General features: G+C 40.8%; 18 protein-coding genes and 2 tRNA genes. 19 read left to right on the top strand and 1 reads right to left on the bottom strand.

Annotation, left to right across the window (positions count from 1 at the left end):
* The first annotated feature begins 21 nt into the window (after positions 1 to 21).
* The 14 genes from rlmD (at position 22) to Q4600_RS04005 (ending at position 15095) form a co-directional block, all read left to right on the top strand.
* Positions 22 to 1404: a 23S rRNA (uracil(1939)-C(5))-methyltransferase RlmD gene (gene rlmD, locus Q4600_RS04070; protein WP_229368921.1), complete on the top strand. Its 1383-nt coding sequence runs from the start codon at positions 22 to 24 to the stop codon at positions 1402 to 1404.
* Between the two features lie 302 nt (positions 1405 to 1706).
* Entirely contained in the window at positions 1707 to 3914 is a 2208-nt protein-coding gene (gene relA / locus Q4600_RS04065) for a GTP diphosphokinase (RefSeq protein ID WP_229368920.1), read from the top strand.
* Between the two features lie 99 nt (positions 3915 to 4013).
* Positions 4014 to 4853 carry a nucleoside triphosphate pyrophosphohydrolase gene (gene mazG, locus Q4600_RS04060; protein WP_303513014.1) on the top strand — a complete coding sequence of 280 codons (840 nt, stop codon included), beginning with the start codon at positions 4014 to 4016 and terminating at the stop codon, positions 4851 to 4853.
* Positions 4854 to 5104: 251 nt separating this feature from the next.
* Positions 5105 to 6742: a CTP synthase gene (locus tag Q4600_RS04055; protein ID WP_102526952.1), complete on the top strand. Its 1638-nt coding sequence runs from the start codon at positions 5105 to 5107 to the stop codon at positions 6740 to 6742.
* Between the two features lie 233 nt (positions 6743 to 6975).
* A complete protein-coding gene (gene eno / locus Q4600_RS04050) occupies positions 6976 to 8277 on the top strand; it encodes a phosphopyruvate hydratase (RefSeq protein ID WP_303513010.1) in 1302 nt (433 codons plus the stop codon).
* Between the two features lie 94 nt (positions 8278 to 8371).
* Positions 8372 to 8674 (top strand): cell division protein FtsB, encoded by a 303-nt coding sequence (gene ftsB, locus Q4600_RS04045; RefSeq protein ID WP_102526954.1) that lies wholly within the window; start codon positions 8372 to 8374, stop codon positions 8672 to 8674.
* Positions 8675 to 8679: 5 nt separating this feature from the next.
* On the top strand, positions 8680 to 9414 hold the full coding sequence (gene ispD / locus Q4600_RS04040; RefSeq protein ID WP_248954950.1) for a 2-C-methyl-D-erythritol 4-phosphate cytidylyltransferase: 735 nt from the start codon (positions 8680 to 8682) through the stop codon (positions 9412 to 9414).
* Positions 9415 to 9495: 81 nt separating this feature from the next.
* On the top strand, positions 9496 to 9978 hold the full coding sequence (gene ispF, locus Q4600_RS04035) for a 2-C-methyl-D-erythritol 2,4-cyclodiphosphate synthase (protein ID WP_102526956.1): 483 nt from the start codon (positions 9496 to 9498) through the stop codon (positions 9976 to 9978).
* A 108-nt stretch (positions 9979 to 10086) separates the two neighbouring features.
* Positions 10087 to 11250, top strand: coding sequence for a tRNA pseudouridine(13) synthase TruD (gene truD, locus Q4600_RS04030; protein WP_102526957.1), 1164 nt, complete (start codon positions 10087 to 10089; stop codon positions 11248 to 11250).
* Complete coding sequence (gene surE, locus Q4600_RS04025; protein ID WP_229368915.1) at positions 11247 to 11996, top strand: 5'/3'-nucleotidase SurE; 750 nt, start codon at positions 11247 to 11249, stop codon at positions 11994 to 11996. The genes truD and surE overlap by 4 nt, the downstream gene beginning before the upstream one ends.
* Complete coding sequence (locus Q4600_RS04020) at positions 11993 to 12628, top strand: protein-L-isoaspartate(D-aspartate) O-methyltransferase (protein ID WP_102526959.1); 636 nt, start codon at positions 11993 to 11995, stop codon at positions 12626 to 12628. The genes surE and Q4600_RS04020 overlap by 4 nt, the downstream gene beginning before the upstream one ends.
* Before the next feature lie 37 nt (positions 12629 to 12665).
* On the top strand, positions 12666 to 13556 hold the full coding sequence (locus tag Q4600_RS04015; RefSeq protein ID WP_303513002.1) for a peptidoglycan DD-metalloendopeptidase family protein: 891 nt from the start codon (positions 12666 to 12668) through the stop codon (positions 13554 to 13556).
* A gap of 77 nt (positions 13557 to 13633) precedes the next feature.
* Positions 13634 to 14611, top strand: a complete 978-nt coding sequence (gene rpoS, locus Q4600_RS04010) for an RNA polymerase sigma factor RpoS (RefSeq protein ID WP_102526961.1) — start codon at positions 13634 to 13636, stop codon at positions 14609 to 14611.
* Between the two features lie 76 nt (positions 14612 to 14687).
* Positions 14688 to 15095, top strand: a complete 408-nt coding sequence (locus Q4600_RS04005; protein WP_248954954.1) for a hypothetical protein — start codon at positions 14688 to 14690, stop codon at positions 15093 to 15095.
* Between the two features lie 81 nt (positions 15096 to 15176).
* Here Q4600_RS04005 and mutS read toward each other — a convergent pair whose 3' ends face one another.
* A complete protein-coding gene (gene mutS / locus Q4600_RS04000) occupies positions 15177 to 17756 on the bottom strand; it encodes a DNA mismatch repair protein MutS (RefSeq protein ID WP_303512999.1) in 2580 nt (859 codons plus the stop codon).
* 412 nt (positions 17757 to 18168) lie between these two features.
* Between mutS and recA the strand changes: the two genes are divergently transcribed.
* From recA to Q4600_RS03975, 5 genes are all read left to right on the top strand, one after another.
* Complete coding sequence (gene recA / locus Q4600_RS03995; RefSeq protein WP_102526964.1) at positions 18169 to 19227, top strand: recombinase RecA; 1059 nt, start codon at positions 18169 to 18171, stop codon at positions 19225 to 19227.
* A gap of 578 nt (positions 19228 to 19805) precedes the next feature.
* Positions 19806 to 22430, top strand: a complete 2625-nt coding sequence (gene alaS / locus Q4600_RS03990) for an alanine--tRNA ligase (protein ID WP_303512995.1) — start codon at positions 19806 to 19808, stop codon at positions 22428 to 22430.
* A 485-nt stretch (positions 22431 to 22915) separates the two neighbouring features.
* Positions 22916 to 23116: a carbon storage regulator CsrA gene (gene csrA / locus Q4600_RS03985; protein ID WP_102526966.1), complete on the top strand. Its 201-nt coding sequence runs from the start codon at positions 22916 to 22918 to the stop codon at positions 23114 to 23116.
* A 778-nt stretch (positions 23117 to 23894) separates the two neighbouring features.
* Positions 23895 to 23986: transfer RNA gene (locus Q4600_RS03980), tRNA-Ser, on the top strand.
* A 23-nt stretch (positions 23987 to 24009) separates the two neighbouring features.
* Positions 24010 to 24083 (top strand) — tRNA-Arg (locus tag Q4600_RS03975).
* Position 24084 lies beyond the last annotated feature (1 nt).

Genomic DNA, 24084 nt, shown 5'->3' with positions numbered 1-24084 from the left:
TATTCAAAACCAGAGGCCAAAATGGCGCAATTTTTTAAAGCAAAACCAAACAAGACTAAGCAGTTATCAGCAAAGTTGAGTTTAACGGTAACACAACTCGATCACCTCGGTGCAGGTATTGCACAACATAACGGGAAAGTCGTGTTTGTACCGGGTGCGCTTCCTGGTGAAACAGTGACAGCTCAATTGACTGAGCAAAAGAAAAAATATGCCAAGGCCAAATTATTTAAGGTTGATAAACCAGCACCTCATCGCGTAAACGCTCAATGCCCACATTATCAGCAATGTGGAGGCTGTGATTTACAGCATATGGACATAGAAGCACAGCGTGACCATAAACAATTAGCGTTAACCAATTTAATGAGTAAATTGGCCATTAATGTCGATTCAACGATGGTAGCTGACGCTGTCATCGGTGAAGAGTGGCATTATCGACGTCGTGCTCGTTTAGCGACATTATTTGATAAAAAAACCAAGAAATTACAACTAGGGTTTCGGGCTGCTAATAGCAGTGACATTGTTCAAATTAAGCAGTGTGACGTACTTGCTAAGCCTCTATCAGCATTAATTACGCCGTTTACAAAACTGCTCAATCAATTACAGGCTAAAACGACCTTAGGCCATTTAGAACTCACAGAAGCTGAGAACGGTTTGTTTGCTGTATTGCGAATAACTAAAGCATTAAAACCCGCTGATGAGCAATTACTGATTGATTTCGCTGCATCGCATAACATTAACTTGCTTGTGCAAGATAATGATAGTCAAGTTCATGGGTTATATTCAGTGCCGTCAAATACAGTTTCAGATGATACAGCATCAGACCAAGCAGGAATTGAATTGCCGCAATACAGTTTAGCTGATGGGCAAGTGGATTGCCGCTTTAGCCCAGGTAATTTTGTTCAGGTTAATGCCGATATTAATCAACGAATGGTTGCGCAAGCTATTGAATGGCTAGCCCCCCAAGCGAATGAGCGTATTTTAGATTTATTTTGTGGTGTTGGTAACTTTAGTTTGCCACTGGCTACCAAAGCTGCAGATGTTATTGGTGTTGAAGGCGTACCTGAAATGGTGGCTCAAGCAAAACAAAATGCACTGGATAATAATTTAACCAATTTAAGTTTCTTTCATGCCGATTTGAGCGCTGATTTATCAGAAGCATCGTGGCTTGGACGTATCGATAAGTTACTGCTTGATCCTGCCAGAGCAGGGGCATATGAAAGTTTACAATGGCTTTCTAAAATGAAGCCTAAGAAGGTCGTTTATGTGTCGTGTAATCCAGCAAGTTTAGCCAGAGACAGTCAAGTATTGATAGATCAAGGCTATAAACTAAAACAATTGATGATGCTCGATATGTTTCCTCAAACACATCATATTGAAGCCATGGCTTTGTTCGAAATAAAGTGAATCATCGCTTAGGTGTACTATGTGTTGCCTGTAGAACATTCGTTAGTAACTTGATGCTTTATTATTGATATCAGATATACGCTAATCTTGTTTTAACTAGAAAACGATGAAACATTGTACTGATATCGGTTTTTTAAGTAAGAATTTGTAAAATGATTAATAATAATTTGACATAGATTACTGAACATTCAAGATGATTCTTTTGTAATAATGTAGAGCGCATCTGCAATAACCAGTTTATTGAACTTTTAAGCTGGTTTGTTAGTACTGGTAGCAATTAGGTACCAATAAGGAAGTTAATTATGGTCTCAGTTCGAGAAGCACATTTTAATTCAGCCGATTTCAATATCGACGAATGGGTGACGCGTTATATTGATAATGCCGAGGAAGCCCAAATGTTGCTGGATCTTATTAAACAGTTAGATGCGCTGCCAACTCCTTCACCTGATGTACATCGCGGTTTATTAGATCGTGCTCGCGAAATGGTCGAAATCCTTGCGCCTTTAAACATGGACATCGAAACGCTCCAAGCCTCTTTGTTATTCATCGTGCATGATGAAGGCATTTTGTCGATTGAAGATATTGAAGAAAAATTCGGTAAAAATTTAAGTAAGCTGGTCGCCAGTGTGGTGACAATGGAAGCGATTGGGGCATTAAAAGTCAGCCAAGATTCTCGTACTGCTGAGCCGCAAATAGACAATATCCGAAAAATGCTTTTGGCAATGGTAGAGGATGTTCGTGCTGTAGTGATAAAACTTGCTGAGCGTTTGCGTTTACTTCGAGAAATTAAAAATGTCGATGAAGAAACGCGTGTGCTTGTAGCCCGTGAAGTCGCAGATATTTATGCGCCATTGGCAAACCGATTGGGTATAGGTCAACTTAAATGGGAGTTAGAAGATATCTCATTTCGCTATCTTCACCCCGTTGTCTATAAAGATATTGCGAAACAACTCGACGGTAAGCGTGTCGACAGAGAAGTATTTGTCGATAAATTTGTGACCCAGTTACAAGAGCGATTAGATGCTGATCAGATCCGCGCTAAGGTCTATGGTCGTCCAAAGCATATCTACAGTATCTGGCGCAAAATGAAAGGCAAAGATCTTAAGTTCGATGAACTGTTTGATGTACGTGCAGTGCGTATTGTCACAGACCGACTTCAGGATTGTTATGGCGCATTAGGTGTCGTTCATACGCTTTGGCATCATATCCCACGTGAATTTGATGACTATGTGGCTAATCCTAAACCCAATGGTTACCAGTCAATTCATACCGTCGTCGTAGGCCCTGAAGGTAAAACGGTCGAAATCCAAATCCGTACAGAAGCCATGCACCAAGATGCTGAGCTTGGCGTTGCAGCGCACTGGAAGTATAAAGAAGGCACTGCTGGTGGTAAGCAAAGTGGCTATGAAGAGAAAATTAACTGGTTACGTAAAATTTTACTCTGGCAAGAAGATGTTGCTGAAACCGGTAATTTAGTTGAAGAAGTACGTAGTCAGGTTTTTGAGGACCGAGCATATGTTTTTACCCCTAATGGCGAAGTGGTTGATTTACCGCTAGGGTCAACGGTGCTTGATTTTGCTTATTATATTCACTCGCATGTGGGACATAAGTGCATTGGCGCTAAAGTGGATGGTCGTATCGTGCCGTTTACTTATCAAGTCGAAACGGGTGAACGCATTGAAATTATTACCTCAAAGCACCCTAACCCAAAACGTGATTGGTTAAACCCTAATTTAGGCTACATTAAGTCGTCGCGTTCTCGCTCTAAAATCCAACATTGGTTCAAGCAACAAGATCGCGATAAAAATATGGTTGCAGGTAAAGAATTACTTGAAGCTGAATTGACGCGAGTATCGTTAAAAATTAAAGATGCTCAAGTCGCGGTAGAACGATTTAACATGAACAGTATGGATGACATGTTAGCAGCGATTGGCGGTGGCGATTTACGTCTTAATCAAGTGGTTAACTTTATTGAAACCAGCTTGCGTAAAGAGCCAAATTCAGAGCAAGAAATTGTTGAAGAAATCATTAAACGCTCGCATACCAGAGCGCCTCGTAAAGGTAAGGGGCAAGTTGAAGTGAATGGTGTGGGTAATCTACTCAGCCATATTGCCAGTTGTTGTAAACCAGTTCCTGGTGATGAAATCTTCGGCTATATAACAATGGGACGCGGCGTGTCGGTTCACCGCAGTGATTGCGCACAAGTGAAAGAGTTAATGCGCGCTCATCCAGAAAGAAGTGTTGAAGTGGTGTGGGGCGAGAATTATTCTGGTGGTTATCGGATTAAAGTTCAAGTCAGTGCCCATGACAGAAGCGGTTTATTACGTGATGTGACTACCGTGTTGGCAGCAGAAAAGTCGAATGTGATGGCGATGAGCTCTACATCAGATGAAAAGAATCAAACTGCAGCGGTAGATCTGGAGCTTGAACTTTATAATCTCGATGGCTTGTCCCGTATATTAGTTAAGCTTGGCCAAATTGAAGGCGTAATAGAAGCAAGACGTCTATAAAGATTAAAGCTTGTAATAAGCTCGTTGTTAATTGAGGTGGTAAATCATTAGGTTTACCACCTTTTTGTTTAATCCCGCTCATTAATTGGATATTTCCCCATGCCAAAAGGCCAATCGAAAACTGACAATATTATCCAACCGCTTTTAACCATCATGGAAAGGCTGCGAGATCCTGAAACTGGTTGCCCATGGGACAAGCAGCAAAACTTTAAGACGATAGTGCCTTTTACCCTCGAAGAAGCATATGAAGTTACAGATGCAATCGAACAAGCTGACTTTGACTCCTTACCTGATGAATTAGGTGACTTGTTATTTCAAGTGGTGTTTTATTGTCAGTTAGCGAAAGAGCAGGGCATGTTTGACTTTTCAACCGTGGTCGAGAAGATTTGTGACAAGCTGACGAGGCGACACCCTCATGTGTTTCCTACTGATAATACTGATTCTGCTCTTGTAAGTGCTGAAAAGGTTAAACAATCTTGGGATGCGATAAAGCAGTCTGAGCGAGAGCAAAAACAGCAGTTTTCATTATTGGCTGATATTCCTGTCACTCTACCCGCAATGAACCGCGCAATTAAGATTCAAAAAAGGGTCGCCAAGGTCGGGTTTGATTGGCCTGATTTAGCGCCTGTGGTGGCGAAAGTGCACGAAGAAATAGATGAGGTGATGGAAGAAGCAAAGCACCTTAATACTGAGCCAGAAAAGTACCACGAGCGAGTGGTTGATGAAATGGGCGACTTGTTATTTGCCGTTGCAAACATGGCAAGGCATTTAGGCGTAGAGCCAGAACAAGCCTTAAGACAAGCTAATCAAAAATTTGAACGACGTTTTCGAGGCGTAGAAGCGTCTGCCGAGCAAAGTGGTAAATCAATCGATGAACATTCTTTAGAAGAGCTAGATGCATACTGGGAGAAGGTTAAACAGCAGGAAAAAGCAAAATAACTTTTGCAAAGTAAAGCTGATGCTAATGGTGACTTCATTGTTAGTTGGTTTAATCGCATTGTAGCGATAACTGCGGTTATGTTATTAATCTAAAAATCGCATTGAATGAAGCTGTTGGCTAATTAAACGTTATTAACGCAATTTTATGAGTTTATTGTTTGTTGTTATCGGGCTAATTTGGTAGAATGTCGCCCCGTCCTAGTGCTTTCTTACAAGCACGTATTTTTCAAACTCACATTCTCAGGTTCAGCATGACTACAAGGTATATCTTCGTAACTGGTGGCGTTGTTTCATCACTAGGTAAAGGCATTGCAGCAGCATCTCTAGCAGCAATTTTAGAGGCGCGTGGCCTCAATGTAACCATTATGAAACTGGACCCATACATTAACGTTGATCCAGGAACCATGAGTCCAACTCAGCATGGTGAAGTTTTCGTTACTGAAGACGGTGCTGAAACTGATTTAGATTTAGGTCATTACGAACGTTTTATTCGCACCAAAATGAATCGTCGTAATAACTTCACTACAGGCCGTATTTATGAGCAAGTGCTTCGTAAAGAGCGTCGTGGTGACTATTTAGGCGCAACTATTCAGGTCATCCCGCATATTACTAATGCGATTAAAGAAAAAGTGCTTGAAGGTGGTGAAGGCCATGATGTTGCTATCGTAGAAATCGGTGGCACAGTGGGTGATATTGAATCACTACCTTTCTTAGAGTCTATTCGTCAATTAAGTGCTGAGCTAGGACGTGATCGCACTTTATTCATGCATTTAACCTTAGTGCCATTCTTGGGCGCTGCGGGTGAAATTAAAACCAAGCCAACACAGCACTCTGTAAAAGAGTTACGCTCAATTGGTATCGCGCCAGACGTTTTAGTTTGTCGTGGTGACCGCGCAATTCCTGCAAACGAAAAAGCGAAAATCTCGTTATTCTGTAATGTAGAAGAAAAAGCGGTTATTTCATTAAAAGATGTAGACAGTATCTACAAGATCCCAGCTTTACTTCGCTCACAAGGCCTTGATGAATTAGTGATCAAGCGTTTTGGCATTGATTGTAAAGAAGCTGATTTATCAGAGTGGGAAAATGTTATTTACCAAGAAGCTAACCCAACTGGTGAAATCACCATTGGTATGGTGGGTAAATACATTGAATTACCTGATGCATATAAGTCAGTTAATGAAGCATTAAAGCATGCGGGTCTAAAAAACCGCGTTACAGTAAACATTCAATATGTAGACTCACAAACTGTTGAAGCCAAAGGTGCAGAAGTCTTAACTGGCTTAGACGGCATTTTGGTTCCTGGTGGTTTCGGTGAACGTGGCGTTGAAGGTAAGATTTTTGCAGCTCAGTACGCACGTGAAAACAACATTCCTTACTTCGGTATTTGTTTAGGTATGCAAGTTGCGCTTATCGAGTTTGCTCGTCATGTTGCTAAACTTGAAGATGCCCATTCAACTGAGTTTAACTCTAAAACTGAGCACCCAGTGATTGGTTTGATCACTGAGTGGATCAATGAAGAAGGTAATGTTGAAACTCGCCATGAAGAATCTGACTTAGGCGGCACAATGCGTTTAGGTGCCCAGCTATGTCATTTAGCTGAAGGCACAAAAGCTGCTGCAGCTTATAACTCGAATACTTGTGTTGAACGTCATCGTCACCGTTTTGAAGTGAACAACAACTACGTTGAGCGTTTAGAGAAAGCGGGACTGATATTCAGTGGTTTATCATCTGATCGCAAGCTAGTCGAAATGATTGAGTTACCAAACCACCCTTGGTTTGTTGCAGGTCAATTCCACCCAGAGTTCACCTCAACACCACGTGATGGTCATCCTTTATTTGAAGGCTTTGTAGCAGCAGCTGCAGCGCATCAAAAAGGTGAAGCAAGCTAAATAACGAAAGCCATTGATGACTCCATCAATGGCTTTTTTTTCATGGCAGATTCCAACTTGGTACTTTGATAGTTGAAGCATCAAGATAATAGGTCTATGCTATGCATCGAATTGACAGTTAATTACCAAACTGAAAGTGAAATACCAATAATCAATCTTCAATACTAAGAATGTTGCTGATTAATGGTATTGATTTTCTATTTTAATTTTATCTTACATTTATCGAGGAAGTTATGGCTAACATTATTAATGTCATTGGTCGCGAAATCATGGATTCACGCGGTAACCCAACGGTTGAAGCTGAAGTGCATCTTGCAGATGGTTCTATCGGTATGGCTGCAGCACCATCAGGTGCATCTACTGGTTCTCGTGAAGCGTTAGAATTACGTGATGGCGATAAAGCGCGTTACTTAGGTAAAGGTGTATTAAAAGCGGTTGAAGCCGTTAATGGCCCAATCGCAGAAGCGCTAAAAGGTAAAGATGCATTGGCTCAAGCTGAACTTGACCAAATCATGATTGACCTAGATGGCACTGAAAACAAAGCTAAGTTTGGCGCAAACGCTATCTTAGCAGTATCTTTAGCTGCAGCTAAAGCAGCAGCAATTTCAAAGAAAGTTCCTTTATACGCACATATTGCTGACTTAAACGACACTCCAGGTGTTTACTCTATGCCATTACCTATGATGAATATCATCAATGGTGGTGAGCATGCTGATAACAGCGTAGATATCCAAGAATTTATGATTCAACCTGTTGGCGCAGCTAACTTCCGCGAAGGTTTACGTATGGGTGCAGAAGTATTCCATAGTTTAGCGAAAGTACTTAAAGCTGATGGTCACTCTACAGCTGTGGGTGATGAAGGTGGTTTCGCACCAAACCTTCCATCAAATGCATCTGCTTTAGCTGCAATTAAAGTGGCTGTTGCTAATGCTGGCTACGAGCTAGGCAAAGACATCACCTTAGCGATGGATTGTGCTGCATCAGAGTTCTTTGATAAAGAAGCCAATATCTACGATCTTAAAGGTGAAGGTAAGAAATTCACTTCAGAAGAGTTTAACTACTTCTTACAAGATTTGACGAAAGAATACCCAATCGTTTCTATTGAAGACGGTCTAGATGAGTCAGATTGGGAAGGTTTTGCACATCAAACTAAATTGATGGGTGACAAAATCCAATTGGTTGGTGACGATTTATTCGTAACGAACACTAAGATTTTAAAACGTGGTATCGATAACGGTATTGCTAACTCAATCTTAATTAAATTCAACCAAATCGGTTCACTGACTGAAACTTTAGCAGCAATCAAAATGGCTAAAGATGCAGGTTTCACTGTTGTTATTTCTCACCGTAGTGGTGAAACTGAAGACGCAACCATTGCTGATTTAGCTGTTGGTACTGCTGCAGGTCAAATCAAAACGGGTTCTTTAAGCCGTAGTGACCGTGTTGCTAAGTACAACCAATTACTTCGTATCGAAGAAGCATTAGGTGAAAAAGCACCTTACAACGGTCTTAAAGAAGTGAAAGGCCAAGCTTAATCTTTACTAAATCTTAAAAAGGCCACCACTAGGTGGCCTTTTTTGTTGTACTATAGCGTTACTATTACTAATAATTATCGCTGATAACCGATTTATGAAACGACTTTTACTATTACTGATTATCTTAGTAGGCTTGTTGCAGTATCGACTTTGGTTAGGCGAGAACAATCTTTCCCAGTATATGAATCTGCAAAAGCAGATTGCCAGTCAGCAAGAAAGCAACGATAAACTCATCGCCCGTAACCAAGTGCTTAAAGCCGAAATTATCGATCTAAAAAGTGGCACCGAAGCCATTGAAGAGCGTGCTCGTAACGAGCTGGGTATGGTCAAAGAAGGTGAGACTTTTTATCGCGTTGTTGGAAATAACCCTCGTAATAATTCAACTTTCGGTCAGTAATTTATATGAATTCTGCAAAGCAATCAGTTGTAGCAATTGTACCTGCTGCAGGTATTGGCGCCAGAATGGGCGCATCTATTCCCAAACAATATTTAATGCTCGGTGAACAAACTATTTTAGCCCACACGTTAGACAGTTTAATTTCGCATCCAAATATCAGTAAAGTCATTGTAGCACTGCATCCCGAAGACGAGTTTTTTGCCAACCTTAGCCAAGCTAATCATGCGAAAGTCATGACCGTGATTGGTGGTAATGAACGTGCTGATTCTGTTCTTGCAGCCTTAAACGAACTAAGCGTTAATCAAGTAAATGCAACGGGTGATACATGGGCGTTAGTGCATGACGCAGCAAGACCTTGCCTGACTCAAACTGATATCGATAAGCTTCTACAGTCTCGCGATCATCACCCTCAAGGTGCAATATTGGCCATGCCAGTTCGAGATACGATGAAAAGAAGTATCGTTGCTAAAGAGGCCAACTCAGCTCAAGTTGCAGAAACTGTGTGTCGAGACAACCTATGGCATGCCTTAACACCACAGTTATTTCCTTGTCAGCAACTTAAGAACAACCTAGCTGCAGCACTTGAGCAAGGTGTACAAATCACTGATGAAGCCAGTGCTATGGAGTGGGCGGGTGTAAATCCTGGGTTAGTATCAGGTAGAGCTGATAATATAAAGGTTACACATCCTGACGATTTACAATTGGCAAAGTTGTTTTTAGCCAACATTCAGTCGGTTTGAATAGGCTGAGTTAATTAATAATAGTTAATTCATAAAAATATTGTGCAATAACAGTCATATAATAAACGGTAATCTAAGATAATGAATATTCGAATTGGCCATGGGTTTGACGTACATAAGTTTGGTGGTGATAAGCCACTGATTCTTGGCGGCGTTACAGTTCCGTATGAGACAGGCTTAATAGCCCACTCTGATGGTGATGTTGTTTTGCACGCTATTTCAGATGCGATTCTCGGTGCCATGGCAATGGGGGATATTGGTAAGCATTTCCCTGATACCGATGCGGAATTTGCAGGAGCTGATAGCCGTGTATTACTAAGGCATTGTTTTAATCTAGCCAAACAGAAACAGTTTGTTATTGGTAATCTCGACGTCACTATTATTGCCCAAGCACCGAAAATGTTACCGCATATTCAAGCGATAAGAATGTGTTTAGCAGAAGATTTAGAAACCGATATTGAAAATATTAACGTTAAAGCCACGACTACAGAAAAGTTAGGATTTACAGGCCGTAAAGAAGGCATAGCGGTTGAGTCTGTCGTCTTAATGAATAAACTGGTATAAACCTGCCCGTTAAGATTTACCTTTTAAACTTTTATCTGTGTAAGTTAGCCATTTGCTTGATGAGTTAGCCGCTTACTATAAATTGATTTCATACTTTGAGAATAAAACATGAGTTCCTTACATTACCTTTTTGATAAACCCACCTGCACTGCAGATTTACGCACTTTTAATAGTGATTTTATCGTGAAGGAAATGCTGCCTTTTAGCCCAACAGGCGAAGGTGAGCATCATATGATCCATGTTCGCAAAGAAGGCCTGAATACAAATCAGGTCGCTGAAATTCTAGCAAAGTTTGCCAAAGTGCATCAAAAAGAAGTGACTTATGCAGGTCAAAAAGACAGAAATGCAGTGACTGAGCAGTGGTTTGGTGTGCGCATACCAGGTAAAGAAACCCCAGATTGGCAATCATTATCAACGCCTGTTGATGAAGTTTCTGTTGGGAATGTCAATGATGAAACTCATCAGAATCAAACTCGATTGACGATTCTGTCTAGTCAGCGACACAGTAAAAAATTACGCATCGGTGCATTATTAGGTAATCGCTTTGAGCTGACATTACGTAATGTGTCAGATAAAGATGCCCTTGAAAAGCGCATTCAACAAGTCATGGAAACTGGCGTTCCTAATTACTTTGGTGAACAACGTTTTGGCCATCAAGGTAAAAACTTAATCTTTGGTCAACAAATGCTGGCTGGTAAAAAAGTGAAGGATCGCAAAAAGCGTAGTATCTATTTATCGGCTGTAAGATCGAATGTATTTAATCAGGTAGTTTCTTATCGATTACACCATCACAGTGTTGCGCCCCTTACGGGAGATTGCGTTATGCTTGCAGGTAGTAAAAGCTTTTTTGTGGCTGAAAAGTGGGATCCAGCAACGTTAAAGCGTTTGTCTGATAATGATATTCAATTATCTGCGCCATTGTGGGGACGAGGCTCGGTACTTCCTCAAGCTGATGCAGCGTTAGTAGAACAAACTGCATTAGCAGAGCTAACCCAAGATTTAACCGGTCTTGAACAAGCAGGTCTAGAACAGGAACGCCGCCCATTATTGCTTAAGCCACAAGCAATGAAGTATCGATTTGAACAGGACAGTTTAGTTATCGAATTTATTTTACCTGCAGGAAGTTACGCGACATCCGTTCTTCGCGAGTTACTGGATTATCAAGATGTGCAAGAAGTGCAACGTCAACAGATGGTTGCTGAGCAAAATGCACTGATACAGCAACAAAAACTTGCCGAAGCTACAGCAACGAACCAAGAGTCTAACTCGTGATTAATATACTTGTCAGTAATGATGACGGTGTAACAGCACCAGGGATTAAAGCGTTAGCTGAAGAATTAGCCCAAATTGCGAATATTACGGTTGTCGCACCTGATCGTAATTGTTCAGCCGCAAGTAATTCTTTGACCTTGACTAATCCATTAAGAATTAATAACTTAGAGAATGGTTATATTGCAGTTAATGGAACGCCATCTGATTGTGTTCATTTAGCGATTAGAGAGCTGTGCGAAATTGAGCCTGATATTGTTGTTTCAGGTATTAATGCTGGCGCTAACATGGGTGATGATACCCTTTATTCTGGCACTGTTGCCGCAGCAACTGAAGGTCGTTTCTTGGGGTTACCTGCTATTGCAGTCTCCCTTGTGGGTAAAGAACTTATCCATTATCGAAGCGCCGCAATATATGCCGCTAAAATTGTCCAAGGACTACTTGAACACCCGATTGATAGCGATCAGATTTTGAATGTGAATGTTCCTGACTTACCTTTAGAGCAAATAAAGGGCATGAAAGTCACTCGTTTAGGTTCAAGACATAAAGCTGAAGGAATGATCAAAGCCCAAGATCCTGCAGGGCGTGATATCTATTGGCTTGGCCCGCCAGGAAAAGAACAAGATGCAAGCGCAGATACTGACTTTGGTACAGTTGAACAAGGTTACGTGTCCATTACGCCGCTAACCGTCGATTTAACTGCATATAACCAGCTTGCTGGTTTAGAGAACTGGATAAACAAATTATGAGTCAGGTAGCCTCAACTGTAGCTATCAATTTAGCGAGAAAACTGCATGAAGCAGGCATCAGCAATAGCGCTGTATTAGAAGCTGTATCTAATACACCAAGAGAGTTGTTTTTAGATGGTGCTCTTGCCCATAAAGCTTATGAGAATACAGCACTTCCAATTGGCCAAGGGCAAACGATATCTCAGCCATATATAGTCGCGCGAATGACCGAATTACTCCTGCAACATAATCCCGTTAAAGTGTTGGAAATTGGTACGGGTTCTGGTTATCAAGCGGCTATCTTAGCCCAACTTGTACCGCAGCTATGTACAATTGAACGGATCAAAGCACTGCAAATCCAGGCGAGGCAAAGATTAAAGCGCTTAGACTTACATAACGTATCGTTTAAATACGGTGATGGTTGGAAGGGCTGGCAAAATAAAGCGCCATTTGACGCGATTATGGTTACTGCTGCGGCGGCATCAGTACCTGAGGCTTTATTAACCCAGTTATCTGAAGGCGGTGTGTTAGTGATACCAGTAGGTGAGGATTCACAGCAGCTATTAAAAATAACCCGTCAAAATAATGAGTTTAACTCGCAAATCATTGAAGCTGTTAAATTTGTGCCATTAATTAATGGTGAACTTGCTTAATTAGGGTGATATTTCCCATCTTAGCTGGAGAGAGTGATTGAAGTATCACAATTGGTTGTATGTCTTTTTATTCGTGAGTTTTTTATCAGGCTGTAGCTTTCAAGCTCATACACCTGCGCCTGTGCAAAGCATTTCCTCCTCAGCAGGCCCTAAATATAATAAAGGCTCAATTACTTCTGGAAGCTATAAAGTCAAACGAGGTGATACTCTTTACTCTATCTCATGGGGAGCGGGTAAAGATTTTAGTGATATTGCGGCTTATAATAAGCTCAAAGCGCCATATACCATCTACCCTGGTCAGACCTTAAAACTCTACAAGCCTACAACAGTTAAATCCACATCTAAATCGGTTGCTGTAGCGAACGCCAAACCCAAGCCAGTAAAGAAAACTGTGCCAAAACAAACCACAGTAACAAAACAAGCTAATGCCACAGCTAATAAAAACAGCACAAAAAAAGAGCTTGATCACAAAGCGAAGCCTGCGTATTCTGTAAAAACTACCCCAGAAAAGACGGTTCAAGTAGCGAAAAATCCTGTTTCAGGCTTACCTGATAAAGTAAGTGAGTGGAACTGGCCGAATAAAGGCAAGATAATAGGGTATTTCTCTACAACGCAGCAGGGCAACCAAGGTATTAAGGTTGCAGGTACACGTGGCGATATCATTAAAGCCGCTGCTGATGGAAGAGTTGTTTATGCTGGTAATGCGCTTCGTGGTTATGGCAATTTGGTGATTATCAAACATAACGATGATTTTTTAAGTGCATATGCTCATGCAGATTCAATATTGGTCAAAGAAAAGCAATATGTAAATGCCGGACAGACAGTTGCGAAAATGGGTAGTACAGGGGCCAACCAGGTGATGCTTCATTTTGAGATACGTCTCCATGGTAAGTCAGTAAACCCATTAAACTATTTACCTAAACGTTAACTGTTTAGTTCACATTAAAACGGAGGATAGGCAAGTGCACTAGTTACTTAAATTTACCAGGTTTGGGAGAGCACCATATGAGCCAAAAAAACAACGCTGCAGTCGCAGTAGAGCTTATGGATTTAGCCACACAACCACAAGAGGTTGCGCCGAAGGCAGGAAAAGCCAAAGAAGGGCAGCAATCCGATATTGATCAACAAGTTCAAGATGATTTGCAAAAGAATCTTGACGCCACTCAGCTATATCTAGGTGAGATCGGTTTTTCCCCTTTGCTTAGTGCAGAAGAAGAAGTCTTCTTTTCACGTAAAGCACTCAAAGGCTGCGAGAAGTCTCGTAACCGCATGATAGAAAGTAATTTACGCTTGGTTGTCAAAATTGCCAGAAGGTATAACAACCGAGGCTTAGCGTTACTTGATCTTATTGAAGAAGGTAATCTTGGGCTTATTCGCGCGGTCGAAAAATTTGACCCAGAGCGAGGATTCCGTTTTTCAACTTATGCGACTTGGTGGATTAGACAAACCATCGAAAGAGCTATCATGAATCAAACCCGCACCATTCGTTTACCTATTCATGTCGTTAAAGAGCTTAATGTGTACTTACGTACCGCAAGACAGCTAGCTCAAAAACTTGATCATGAGCCAACGGCAGAAGAAATTGCTGACACTTTAGATGTCTCTACCAGCGATGTAAGCCGCATGTTAAAGCTGAACGAAAAAATTACCTCAGTAGATACACCGTTAGGTGGCGATAATGACAAAGCCTTACTTGATGTTATTGCTGATGATGATTCAGTTGGGCCAGATTATAAAGTACAAGATGAAGATTTATCTCATTCAATTGTAGGATGGTTAAACGAGCTAAATACTAAACAAAGAGAAGTATTAGCGAGACGTTTTGGATTACTGGGTTATGAACCTTCTACGCTAGAAAATGTGGGTGCTGAAATTGGCTTAACGCGTGAGCGTGTGCGTCAAATTCAAGTTGAAGCATTAAAAAGATTGAAAGACGTATTAGGGGCTCAAGGCTTGTCAGTAGAAGCATTATTTAGAAGCTAGTGCTCTGAAATATAGAGAAATAAGGGCATTAATGCCCTTTTTTATTGCCTGAATGTTCAGAAATTGGAGGTTTAAGATGAAAAGTAAAATTATTCTATTATTAATTCCATTGAGCTTATTAATTATTACAGCTTGTCAAAGTACTCGCGATAGTATGGTCGAGCAAGGTTACCCTTTAGCTTATGCCGATGGTTTTCAGGATGGTTGTGATAGCGGAAATAAAGCTGGGGGAAGTTTATTTGATCAATTTAAAAAGGATGTAACCCGTTTTAATAGTGAAACAGATTATGCTCAAGGTTGGTCTGATGGATTTCGTCAATGTGAAACTGAGCAAGAATCGATACAGCGTCAGGTAAGAATGAGCATTGAGCAACAAAATTTACAGCAGCAGAAAAAGACTAATGAGCTAGCTGAGCAACACGCGTTAGAGAGAGAAGTTATGAAAGGTGTTGATACGAGTGGATTAAAATCACTTGAAAACTAATATTTAAAGCAAATCTTCAGATTAAAAAGCCGCGTCATTTTACTGTTGCGGCTTATCATCAAAGAGTTAACCAATAGCGTCTTACAGATTAGTTAATCGCTTTAGTTCATACAGCATATCTAAAGCTTGTTTAGGACTGTAATCATCAGGATTAATCTGAGCGAGCTTTTCTGTCGCAGCTGATGATAGCGGCTCAGGCATGGTAAGATTAAGTGCCTCTTGGATAGGGACATTCTGTGTATTCGCTAAATCGCGACTTTCAAGCATATGCAGTTTTTGTTTGGCAGCTTTTATGACATGAGCTGGAACGCCTGCAAGTGATGCGACTTGTAATCCATAACTTTTACTTGCAGCACCTTCTTGCACAGCATGCATAAAGGCGATGGTGTCATCATGTTCTACGGCATCTAAATGCACATTGGCAGCGCCTGATATTTGTTCAGGTAGTTGAGTCAACTCAAAATAGTGAGTTGCAAATAAGGTTAGCGCTGCCACTTTTTCAGCTAAGTATTCAGCTGCAGACCACGCAAGCGATAGTCCATCATAGGTTGATGTTCCTCGGCCAATTTCATCCATTAATACTAAGCTTTTCGCTGTCGCATTGTGAAGGATGTTTGCTGTCTCAGTCATTTCAACCATAAAAGTTGAACGCCCAGATGCCAGATCGTCAGATGCGCCAATACGGGTGAATATGCGATCAATGGGGCCAATCACAGCTTTTTGCGCAGGCACAAAACTGCCTATATGTGCCATAAGCGTGATTAGCGCGACTTGGCGCATATAGGTTGATTTACCGCCCATATTAGGCCCAGTGACAATCAGCATACGTCGCTCTGGTGCCAGTGCAACTGGGTTGGCGATAAATGGACTTTGGCTGACTAGTTCAACGACTGGATGACGACCCGCTTCTATATGAATACCAATTTCATTACTAATTTGTGGGCAGTTATACCCTAATGTTTCCGCACGCTCAGCAAAATTACTGAGTACATCTAACTCCGATGCTGCTTGAGCAAATTGCTGTAATTCATGTAATTTGGGTAAAAGTAAATCGAACAACTCTTCCCAAAGTTGCTTTTCAATTGCCAAAGCTTTGCCTTGGCTTGAAAGTACTTTCTCTTCGTATTCCTTAAGCTCAGGGGTGATATATCGCTCAGTATTTTTAAGAGTCTGGCGACGTTGATAGCTTAATGGTACTTGATCAGATTGTAAGCGGCTGACTTCAATGTAATAGCCGTGCACTCGGTTATAGCCAACTTTTAGCGTATTAATGCCAGTTTGTTCTTTTTCACGGGCTTCCATTTGTACTAAATAATCATTGGCACCTTCGCTAAGGCCACGCCATTCATCTAAGTGTGCATTATATCCTGAACGGATAACGCCACCGTCACGGATTAGCATTGGCGGGTTATCAACAATGGCTGATTGCAACAATTGTTGTTGCTCAGGAAACTCACCTAATAAAGCTGCTAAGCGTTGCATTTCAGCTTGTTTGCAGTGACTGAGTGTTTGTTGGATTTCAGGCAATAAATCTAAGGCTTGGCGCAAGCGTGCAAAATCCCTAGGACGAGCACTACGAATAGCAAGGCGAGCCATGATACGTTCGATATCGCCTAAGGCTTTTAATTGTTGGTGTAAGTCGGCATATAGCCCAGTTTCGATAAGTTCAGAAACAGCTTGCTGACGTTGACTAATGTGCTGCTGATCTCTAAGAGGCTGATGGATCCAGCGCTGTAACATTCGGCTGCCCATTGGCGTAGCCGTTTTATCTAATACCCAAGCAAGAGTGTTATCACGAGAACCCGAAAGATTAACGGTCAACTCAAGATTACGCCTAGTTGCGGCATCTAAAATTATCGTATCAGCTTGGTTAAACATGGTAATGCTGCTGATATGGGGTAGAGCTGTTTTTTGAGTGTCTTTTACGTATTGCATAAGACAGCCAGCGGCTTGTAAAGATAAACGCGCATGGCTAACACCAAAGCCATGAAGGTCTTTTGTGCCAAACTGTTCCAGCAATAACTGGATACTAGTGTCGTAATCAAATTCCCATTCAGGGCGACGTCTAATACCCTTAAGGTTCTCGATAAGATGCCTATCAGCTAAATCTTCACTGTATAAAAGCTCTGCAGGGCTAGTACGCTGCAACTCAGCTTCTAATGTTTCTGAATTCTCAAGTTCAACAATGACAAATCGACCTGATGACACGTCCAAGGTTGCGTAGCCATAGCCATTTTTACCTTGGTAAACCGCAGCGAGTAAGTTGTCTTGTCTTTCTTGTAATAAGGCTTCGTCAGTTAAGGTGCCAGGGGTAACAATACGAACGACTTTACGTTCTACTGGACCTTTACTGGTAGCGGGATCGCCAATCTGCTCACAAATAGCGACTGATTGGCCAATCTGTACTAGCTTGGCGAGATAACCTTCAACGGCGTGATAGGGTAAACCTGCCATAGGTATTGCATTGCCGCCACTCTTGCCTCTAGCAGTAAGTGAAATCCCTAATAGTTCAGAAGCCAGTTTGGCGTCTTCATAAAATAATTCATAAAAGTCTCCCATACGATAAAACAAAAGCATCTCTGGGTGCTGTGCTTTTAGCGTCAAATATTGACGCATCATTGGGGTATGCTTTTCTAAACTTGGGTCTTCATTTACGGTCATTAAGTAGTTGCTCTTAATCTGGCTTTAATACGGGATAATAAACGGGGCTCATCTTAACAATATTTAGTTTGATTCCCAATAAGCGATGTTCATACAGTGACTTTTAGAAAGACAAGTACTGTCATTTATTACGAATTAAATCTTTGAAAAATCGATAATTTACATTCGCTCATACTAGTGTATACAGTAGTTTGTTTAATGAGGTCTTTGAGGTTTTAAAACTTATTTTGGTTATTAGGTATTGATTAATAAGATAAAAATATTATACGAATGAAATAATGTCAAAAAAGTATACAGTAACTATTGATACTGTATGATTATACAGTATACTGAGCTCATATTGTTAGACAGACAAATTTATTCGTTACCAAGTTCGCATGTCGAATTGAGTCACCTTAAAGGGATAAAGAGAATGAAAGCAGATCCAAATAAAGAGAAAGCGTTAAATGCCGTACTAGGCCAAATTGAAAAGCAATTTGGTAAAGGTTCAATCATGAAGTTGGGCGCAGATCGCACAATGGATGTTGAAACAATTTCTACTGGCTCACTTTCATTGGATGTTGCACTAGGTGCTGGTGGTTTACCAATGGGACGTATCGTAGAAATCTACGGTCCTGAATCTTCTGGTAAAACAACCTTAACACTTGAAGTGATTGCTGCTGCACAGCGCCAAGGTAAAACTTGTGCCTTTATTGATGCTGAACACGCACTTGACCCTATTTATGCGAAAAACTTAGGCGTAGATATTGATAACCTTTTATGTTCTCAGCCTGATACGGGTGAGCAAGCGCTTGAGATTTGTGATGCATTAACACGCTCTGGCGCTGTTGATGTGATTATTGTCGATTCGGTTGCTGCATTAACACCTAAAGCAGAAATCGAAGGTGAGATTGGTGATTCGCACATGGGCTTAGCGGCACGTATGATGAGCCAAGCAATGCGTAAACTTGCTGGTAACCTTAAGCAATCAAACACACTGCTTATCTTTATTAACCAAATCCGCATGAAAATTGGTGTTATGTTTGGTAACCCAGAAACCACAACGGGTGGTAATGCACTTAAGTTCTACGCTTCAGTTCGTCTTGATATTCGCCGTACAGGTGCGATTAAAGATGGTGATGCTGTTGTGGGTAATGAAACACGCGTGAAAGTGGTTAAGAACAAAATTGCTGCGCCATTTAGACAAGCTGAATTCCAAATCCTCTATGGTAAAGGGATTAACCGTACTGGCGAGTTAGTTGATTTAGGTGTAGCGCATAAGCTTGTTGAAAAAGCAGGTGCATGGTACAGCTATCAAGGCAATAAAATCGGTCAAGGCCGTGCTAATGCTGGTAAATACTTAGTTGAAAACCCAGCAATAGCTGAAGAAATTGAAACTAATTTACGTCAAATGCTATTAAGCAAAGAAAAAGAAGCCGCTCCTGCAGAGTCTGATGAAAATATTGATTTAGAAACAGGTGAAGTTTTTTAAATCGAGTTTAACTCCAAGGTAGCAGGAAGCTAACTCGAACAGCTATAAACTAAGTTATCTTTAAACGAGTTTCTCTACAGCTTGCTTGAAATTAATAAATCGCGATTGGTTTTGCCAATCGCGATTTTTTTATATTTTGAAATAGTTTGTAATGCGAGTAAGTCATTAGTAAAAATGCTTTAAAACTAGAACAGAGTTTTGCCTTTTCGAACTGCTAGGAATTTTCAGAATATAACCCTAAGATCTTGCCATCACCATCAAATCGCTAGGGTAATTAGTGAATTACAGATGATTCCCTAGTCAAGCTTGATGAAGGCTAGTTATCATGTGGTTCGTGAAATATAGACTATTTAAGTTATCGCAATATTGTCATAACGCTCCTTTCAATTTTGATTTGGACTATTTAGGCCATAAAATTGAATTGTCGATTAACATAATCGCTCCCAAATGTAAGAAAATCGCTAATCTAAGCCGCTAGATTCTCGCACCTTCAGTTTGTTTAAGTATATAATGTTGCCAATATTCGAGCTGTTATACAGCTTCAAGATAAATAGAATTTATCCATTTAGGGCGATTTCATGTTTCAGACCACCACAGAATTAAGAAGCGCATTTTTAGCGTATTTTGGTAACAACGGACACCAAGTTGTCGACAGTAGCTCATTAGTGCCGCATAACGACCCAACGTTATTGTTTACTAATGCGGGTATGAACCAGTTTAAAGAAGCTTTTCTTGGCTTGGAAAACCGTGGTTATACTCGAGCGACAACATCACAGCGTTGTGTTCGTGCTGGTGGTAAACACAATGATTTAGACAATGTCGGTTATACCGCTCGTCATCATACGTTTTTTGAAATGTTAGGTAACTTCAGCTTTGGCGATTACTTTAAAGAAGAAGCGATTTCATTTGCATGGAACTTCTTAACTCAAACATTGAAATTACCGACAGAAAAATTATGCGTCACTATCTACGATACTGATGATGAAGCATTTGAAATTTGGAATAAGAAAATCGGCGTTGCAGCTGAAAATATTATTCGCATTGGTGACAACAAAGGCGCAGCTTACGCTTCAGATAACTTCTGGCAAATGGGTGACACTGGCCCTTGTGGTCCATGTTCTGAAATTTTCTATGATCACGGTGAGCACATTTGGGGCGGCCGCCCTGGCACACCTGAAGAAGATGGCGATCGTTTCATTGAAATCTGGAATATCGTATTCATGCAGTATAACCGTCAAGCTGATGGTGAAATGCAGCCGTTACCAAAACCTTCAGTTGATACTGGTATGGGCATTGAGCGTATTGCAGCAATTATGCAAGGTGTACACTCAAACTACGAAATCGATATATTCCAAGCCTTAATCAAAAAAGCCGCTGAAATTATCAATGTACAAGATTTAGAAAATAAATCATTGCGCGTTATTGCCGACCATATTCGCTCTTGTTCATTCTTGATTGCTGATGGTGTTATGCCATCAAATGAAGGCCGTGGTTACGTACTACGCCGAATCATACGCCGCGCAGTTCGTCACGGTAATAAGCTAGGGGCGACTGAGACATTCTTTTACAAGTTATTACCTACACTTATCGAAGTGATGGGCGATGCGGGTAAAGGCCTTGTTGAAGCGAAAGCGATTATTGAAAAGTCGTTGAAAGCGGAAGAAGAACAATTTGCTAGAACTCTAGAGCGTGGTTTAGGCATTCTAGATGCTGCATTAAACGAGTTAAGCACTAATGTGTTAGACGGTGAAACCGCATTCAAACTTTACGATACTTATGGTTTCCCTGTTGATTTAACGGCAGATGTTTGTCGTGAGCGTGATATTACTGTTGATGAAGCAGGTTTCGAAGCAGCAATGGCAGAGCAAAGAAGCCGTGCACAAGCAGCTGGTAACTTTGGTACTGATTATAATAGCGGCCTGAAAATCGAAGGTGAGACTGAATTCTGTGGTTATACCGAATTAAATGGTCAAGGCGTTGTAACAGCAATCTACGTTGAAGGTGTTGCAGTAGAGTCACTTGCCGCAGGACAAGACGCTGTCATCGTATTAGATAACACGCCGTTTTATGCTGAGTCTGGTGGACAGGTTGGTGATAAAGGTCAACTGTCTGTTGATGAGACGGTATTTACTGTCGCTGACACTCAAATTTTCGGTCAGGCTTTTGGTCATGAAGGTAAGTTAACTGCTGGAACCTTAACCCTTGGTCAAACCGTTAACGCTGAAGTGGATAAAAAACTACGTCATCGTACTCAATTAAACCATTCAGTGACGCATTTATTACATTCTGCATTACGTAATGTATTGGGCACGCATGTTAACCAGAAAGGGTCATTAGTAAACCCTGAACGTTTACGTTTTGACTTTGCACATTTTGAAGCTGTTACTGCAGCAGAACTTAAGCAAGTTGAAGAAATGGTTAACACTCAAATTCGTCGTAATCATCAACTGAAAACCGCAGTAATGGGGATTGATGAAGCCAAAGAGCAAGGCGCTATGGCGTTATTTGGTGAGAAGTACGACAACGAAGTACGTGTCGTTACCATGGGCGATTTCTCTATCGAGCTTTGTGGTGGTACTCATGTGGGCCGCACTGGTGATATTGGTTTATTCAAAATCACATCAGAAGGTGGTATTGCTGCGGGTATTCGTCGTATTGAAGCAGTAACTGGTGCAGCAGCAATGGCTTATGTAGCAGAGCAACAAGCTCAGCTTGATAAAGCGGCTTCATTACTTAAGTCTGATTCAGCTTCTGTGGTTGTAAAACTAAAAGCACAGCTTGATAAAGTGAAGCAACTTGAAAAAGAAATGTCTCAGCTTAAAGACAAGTTGGCGGCAGCAGCGAGCGCAGATATTGCTGGCGAAGCCATTGATCTTAACGGTGTTAAAGTATTAGTTAAAAAACTTGAAGGTGCAGATCCTAAATCACTTCGTGGTTTGCAAGATGAATTAAAGCAAAAGCTTAATTCAGCGATTATCGTATTAGGTATTGCAAACGAAGGCAAAGTGAACTTAATTGCCGGTGTGAGCAAAGATCTTGTAGGTAAAGTGAAAGCGGGTGAGTTAGTTGCTATGGTTGCTCAGCAAGTTGGCGGTAAAGGCGGTGGACGTCCTGATATGGCGCAAGCTGGTGGTACTCAGCCTGAGAAACTTGATGAAGCGTTAGCGTTAGTACAACCATGGTTAACAGAACGTTTAAGCTAGTAATGAACCAAAACAGTTCTAACGGATAGTTTAGGTGATGATTTAAGAGATTAAACTGTTTTATTTCATCATCTTTTGATCTCAGTCGCTTTATGGCTTGAGTGATTGTTTAAGGTTTGGCATAGTAGATTTATTGATGTTGGTTAATAAGTTAACCAACATCAATATTTTGTATAATCTGGTTCAAAGCACTACAAATTAATTGGTTATAGATTTTTATGCTAATTTGATGATGAAAGCAGCAACTTGATGCGAAAGTTCTGTTTTAGCTTTGTCTAAAGAATGGTCTGCAAATGTTAACAGCTTGATACGAGCAGACTTTTAAAATGCCAAAATTCTTTGATTTTCGATTTTTTACGCTAAAAAGCTTAAAAATTTTATTGATTTAGTGTCGTCACTAATGATTTGTATTAAGCTAACACTATTAAACGCGCATATTACGGATAGAAGCTGGTGTATGCTGATTGGACTAAAGGAGCAATCGAATGCTGATTTTGACTCGCCGTGTAGGCGAAACATTAATGATAGGTGATGAAGTGACTGTTACTGTACTGGGTGTTAAAGGTAACCAAGTACGTATCGGTGTGAATGCACCTAAAGAAGTATCAGTTCATCGTGAAGAAATTTATCAACGTATCCAGTCTGAAAAATCTGGAAATAGCACCCCTGAGGGTGGCAATTTCTGATAAATCAGAATTGTTAAGCGTTATACCATTTAAGCCAGTGAAAGCTGGCTTTTTTGTGTCTGACACAAAAATGAACCAACCTTTGATTATGAGCTTTGAATATAACCGGACCAGCTATTATTGAATGAGTTCGTCGTGTTTCGGTTTGTGTTATTTCTGTATGCCATGAACAATCTTTTAATGATTCGATTATTCTGTATAGCACTTTAGGTCCCCCCAAAGCTTACTCAGGTTTTGCTGATTCTCTCATCGTTGTACTCGTTTTATATTCCTTCTTCTATCCACTCTACTATTCCTTCTTCTATCCACTCTGCTATTCCTTCTTCTATCCACTCTGCTATTCCTTCTTCTATCCACTCTGCTATTCCTTCTTTTATCCACTCTGCTATTCCTTCTTTTATCCACTCCGCTATTCCTCCTTCTATCCATTCTACTATTCCTTCTTCTATCCATTCTGCAATTCACTCTTCAATTCATGGTTATTCTCACGTTGCATGCTTTGGTGCTGTTATATAAAGAAGGCTTAATATCATGATGTGGTCATGTGTACTTTTAAGGGTAATAAAATCATTGTCGATTGCAGAAGTGGATAAACTGAAACGTTTCGACCTTAAATAGTGATATTGTTTTAAAGCAAAAAAACAAAAATCGGTACGGTGAATTGAAAATATTTGTGGCTTAAGTCGGCAATATGATTAAAAACAGTTCAAATGAATATATGTTTCTGAAAAAGGGTTTGACTTATTTTCTTCAAACAGTAATATACCGCCCAAGAAACGGAGAGGTGGCCGAGTGGCCGAAGGCGCTCCCCTGCTAAGGGAGTATGGGCTTTAAATCCCATCGAGGGTTCGAATCCCTCCCTCTCCGCCATTTCTTAAAAAATAGTAAACGATGCGGATGTAGCTCAGCTGGATAGAGTACCTGGCTACGAACCAGGCGGTCGGAGGTTCGAATCCTCCCATCCGCAC

It is taken from the genome of Shewanella sp. 2_MG-2023 (assembly GCF_030548905.1).
In the GTDB taxonomy this organism is placed as follows: Bacteria; Pseudomonadota; Gammaproteobacteria; order Enterobacterales; family Shewanellaceae; genus Shewanella; species Shewanella electrodiphila.
The sequence above is the reverse complement of the archived record's forward strand: the minus strand, read 5'-3'. Positions and strand labels throughout refer to the sequence as shown.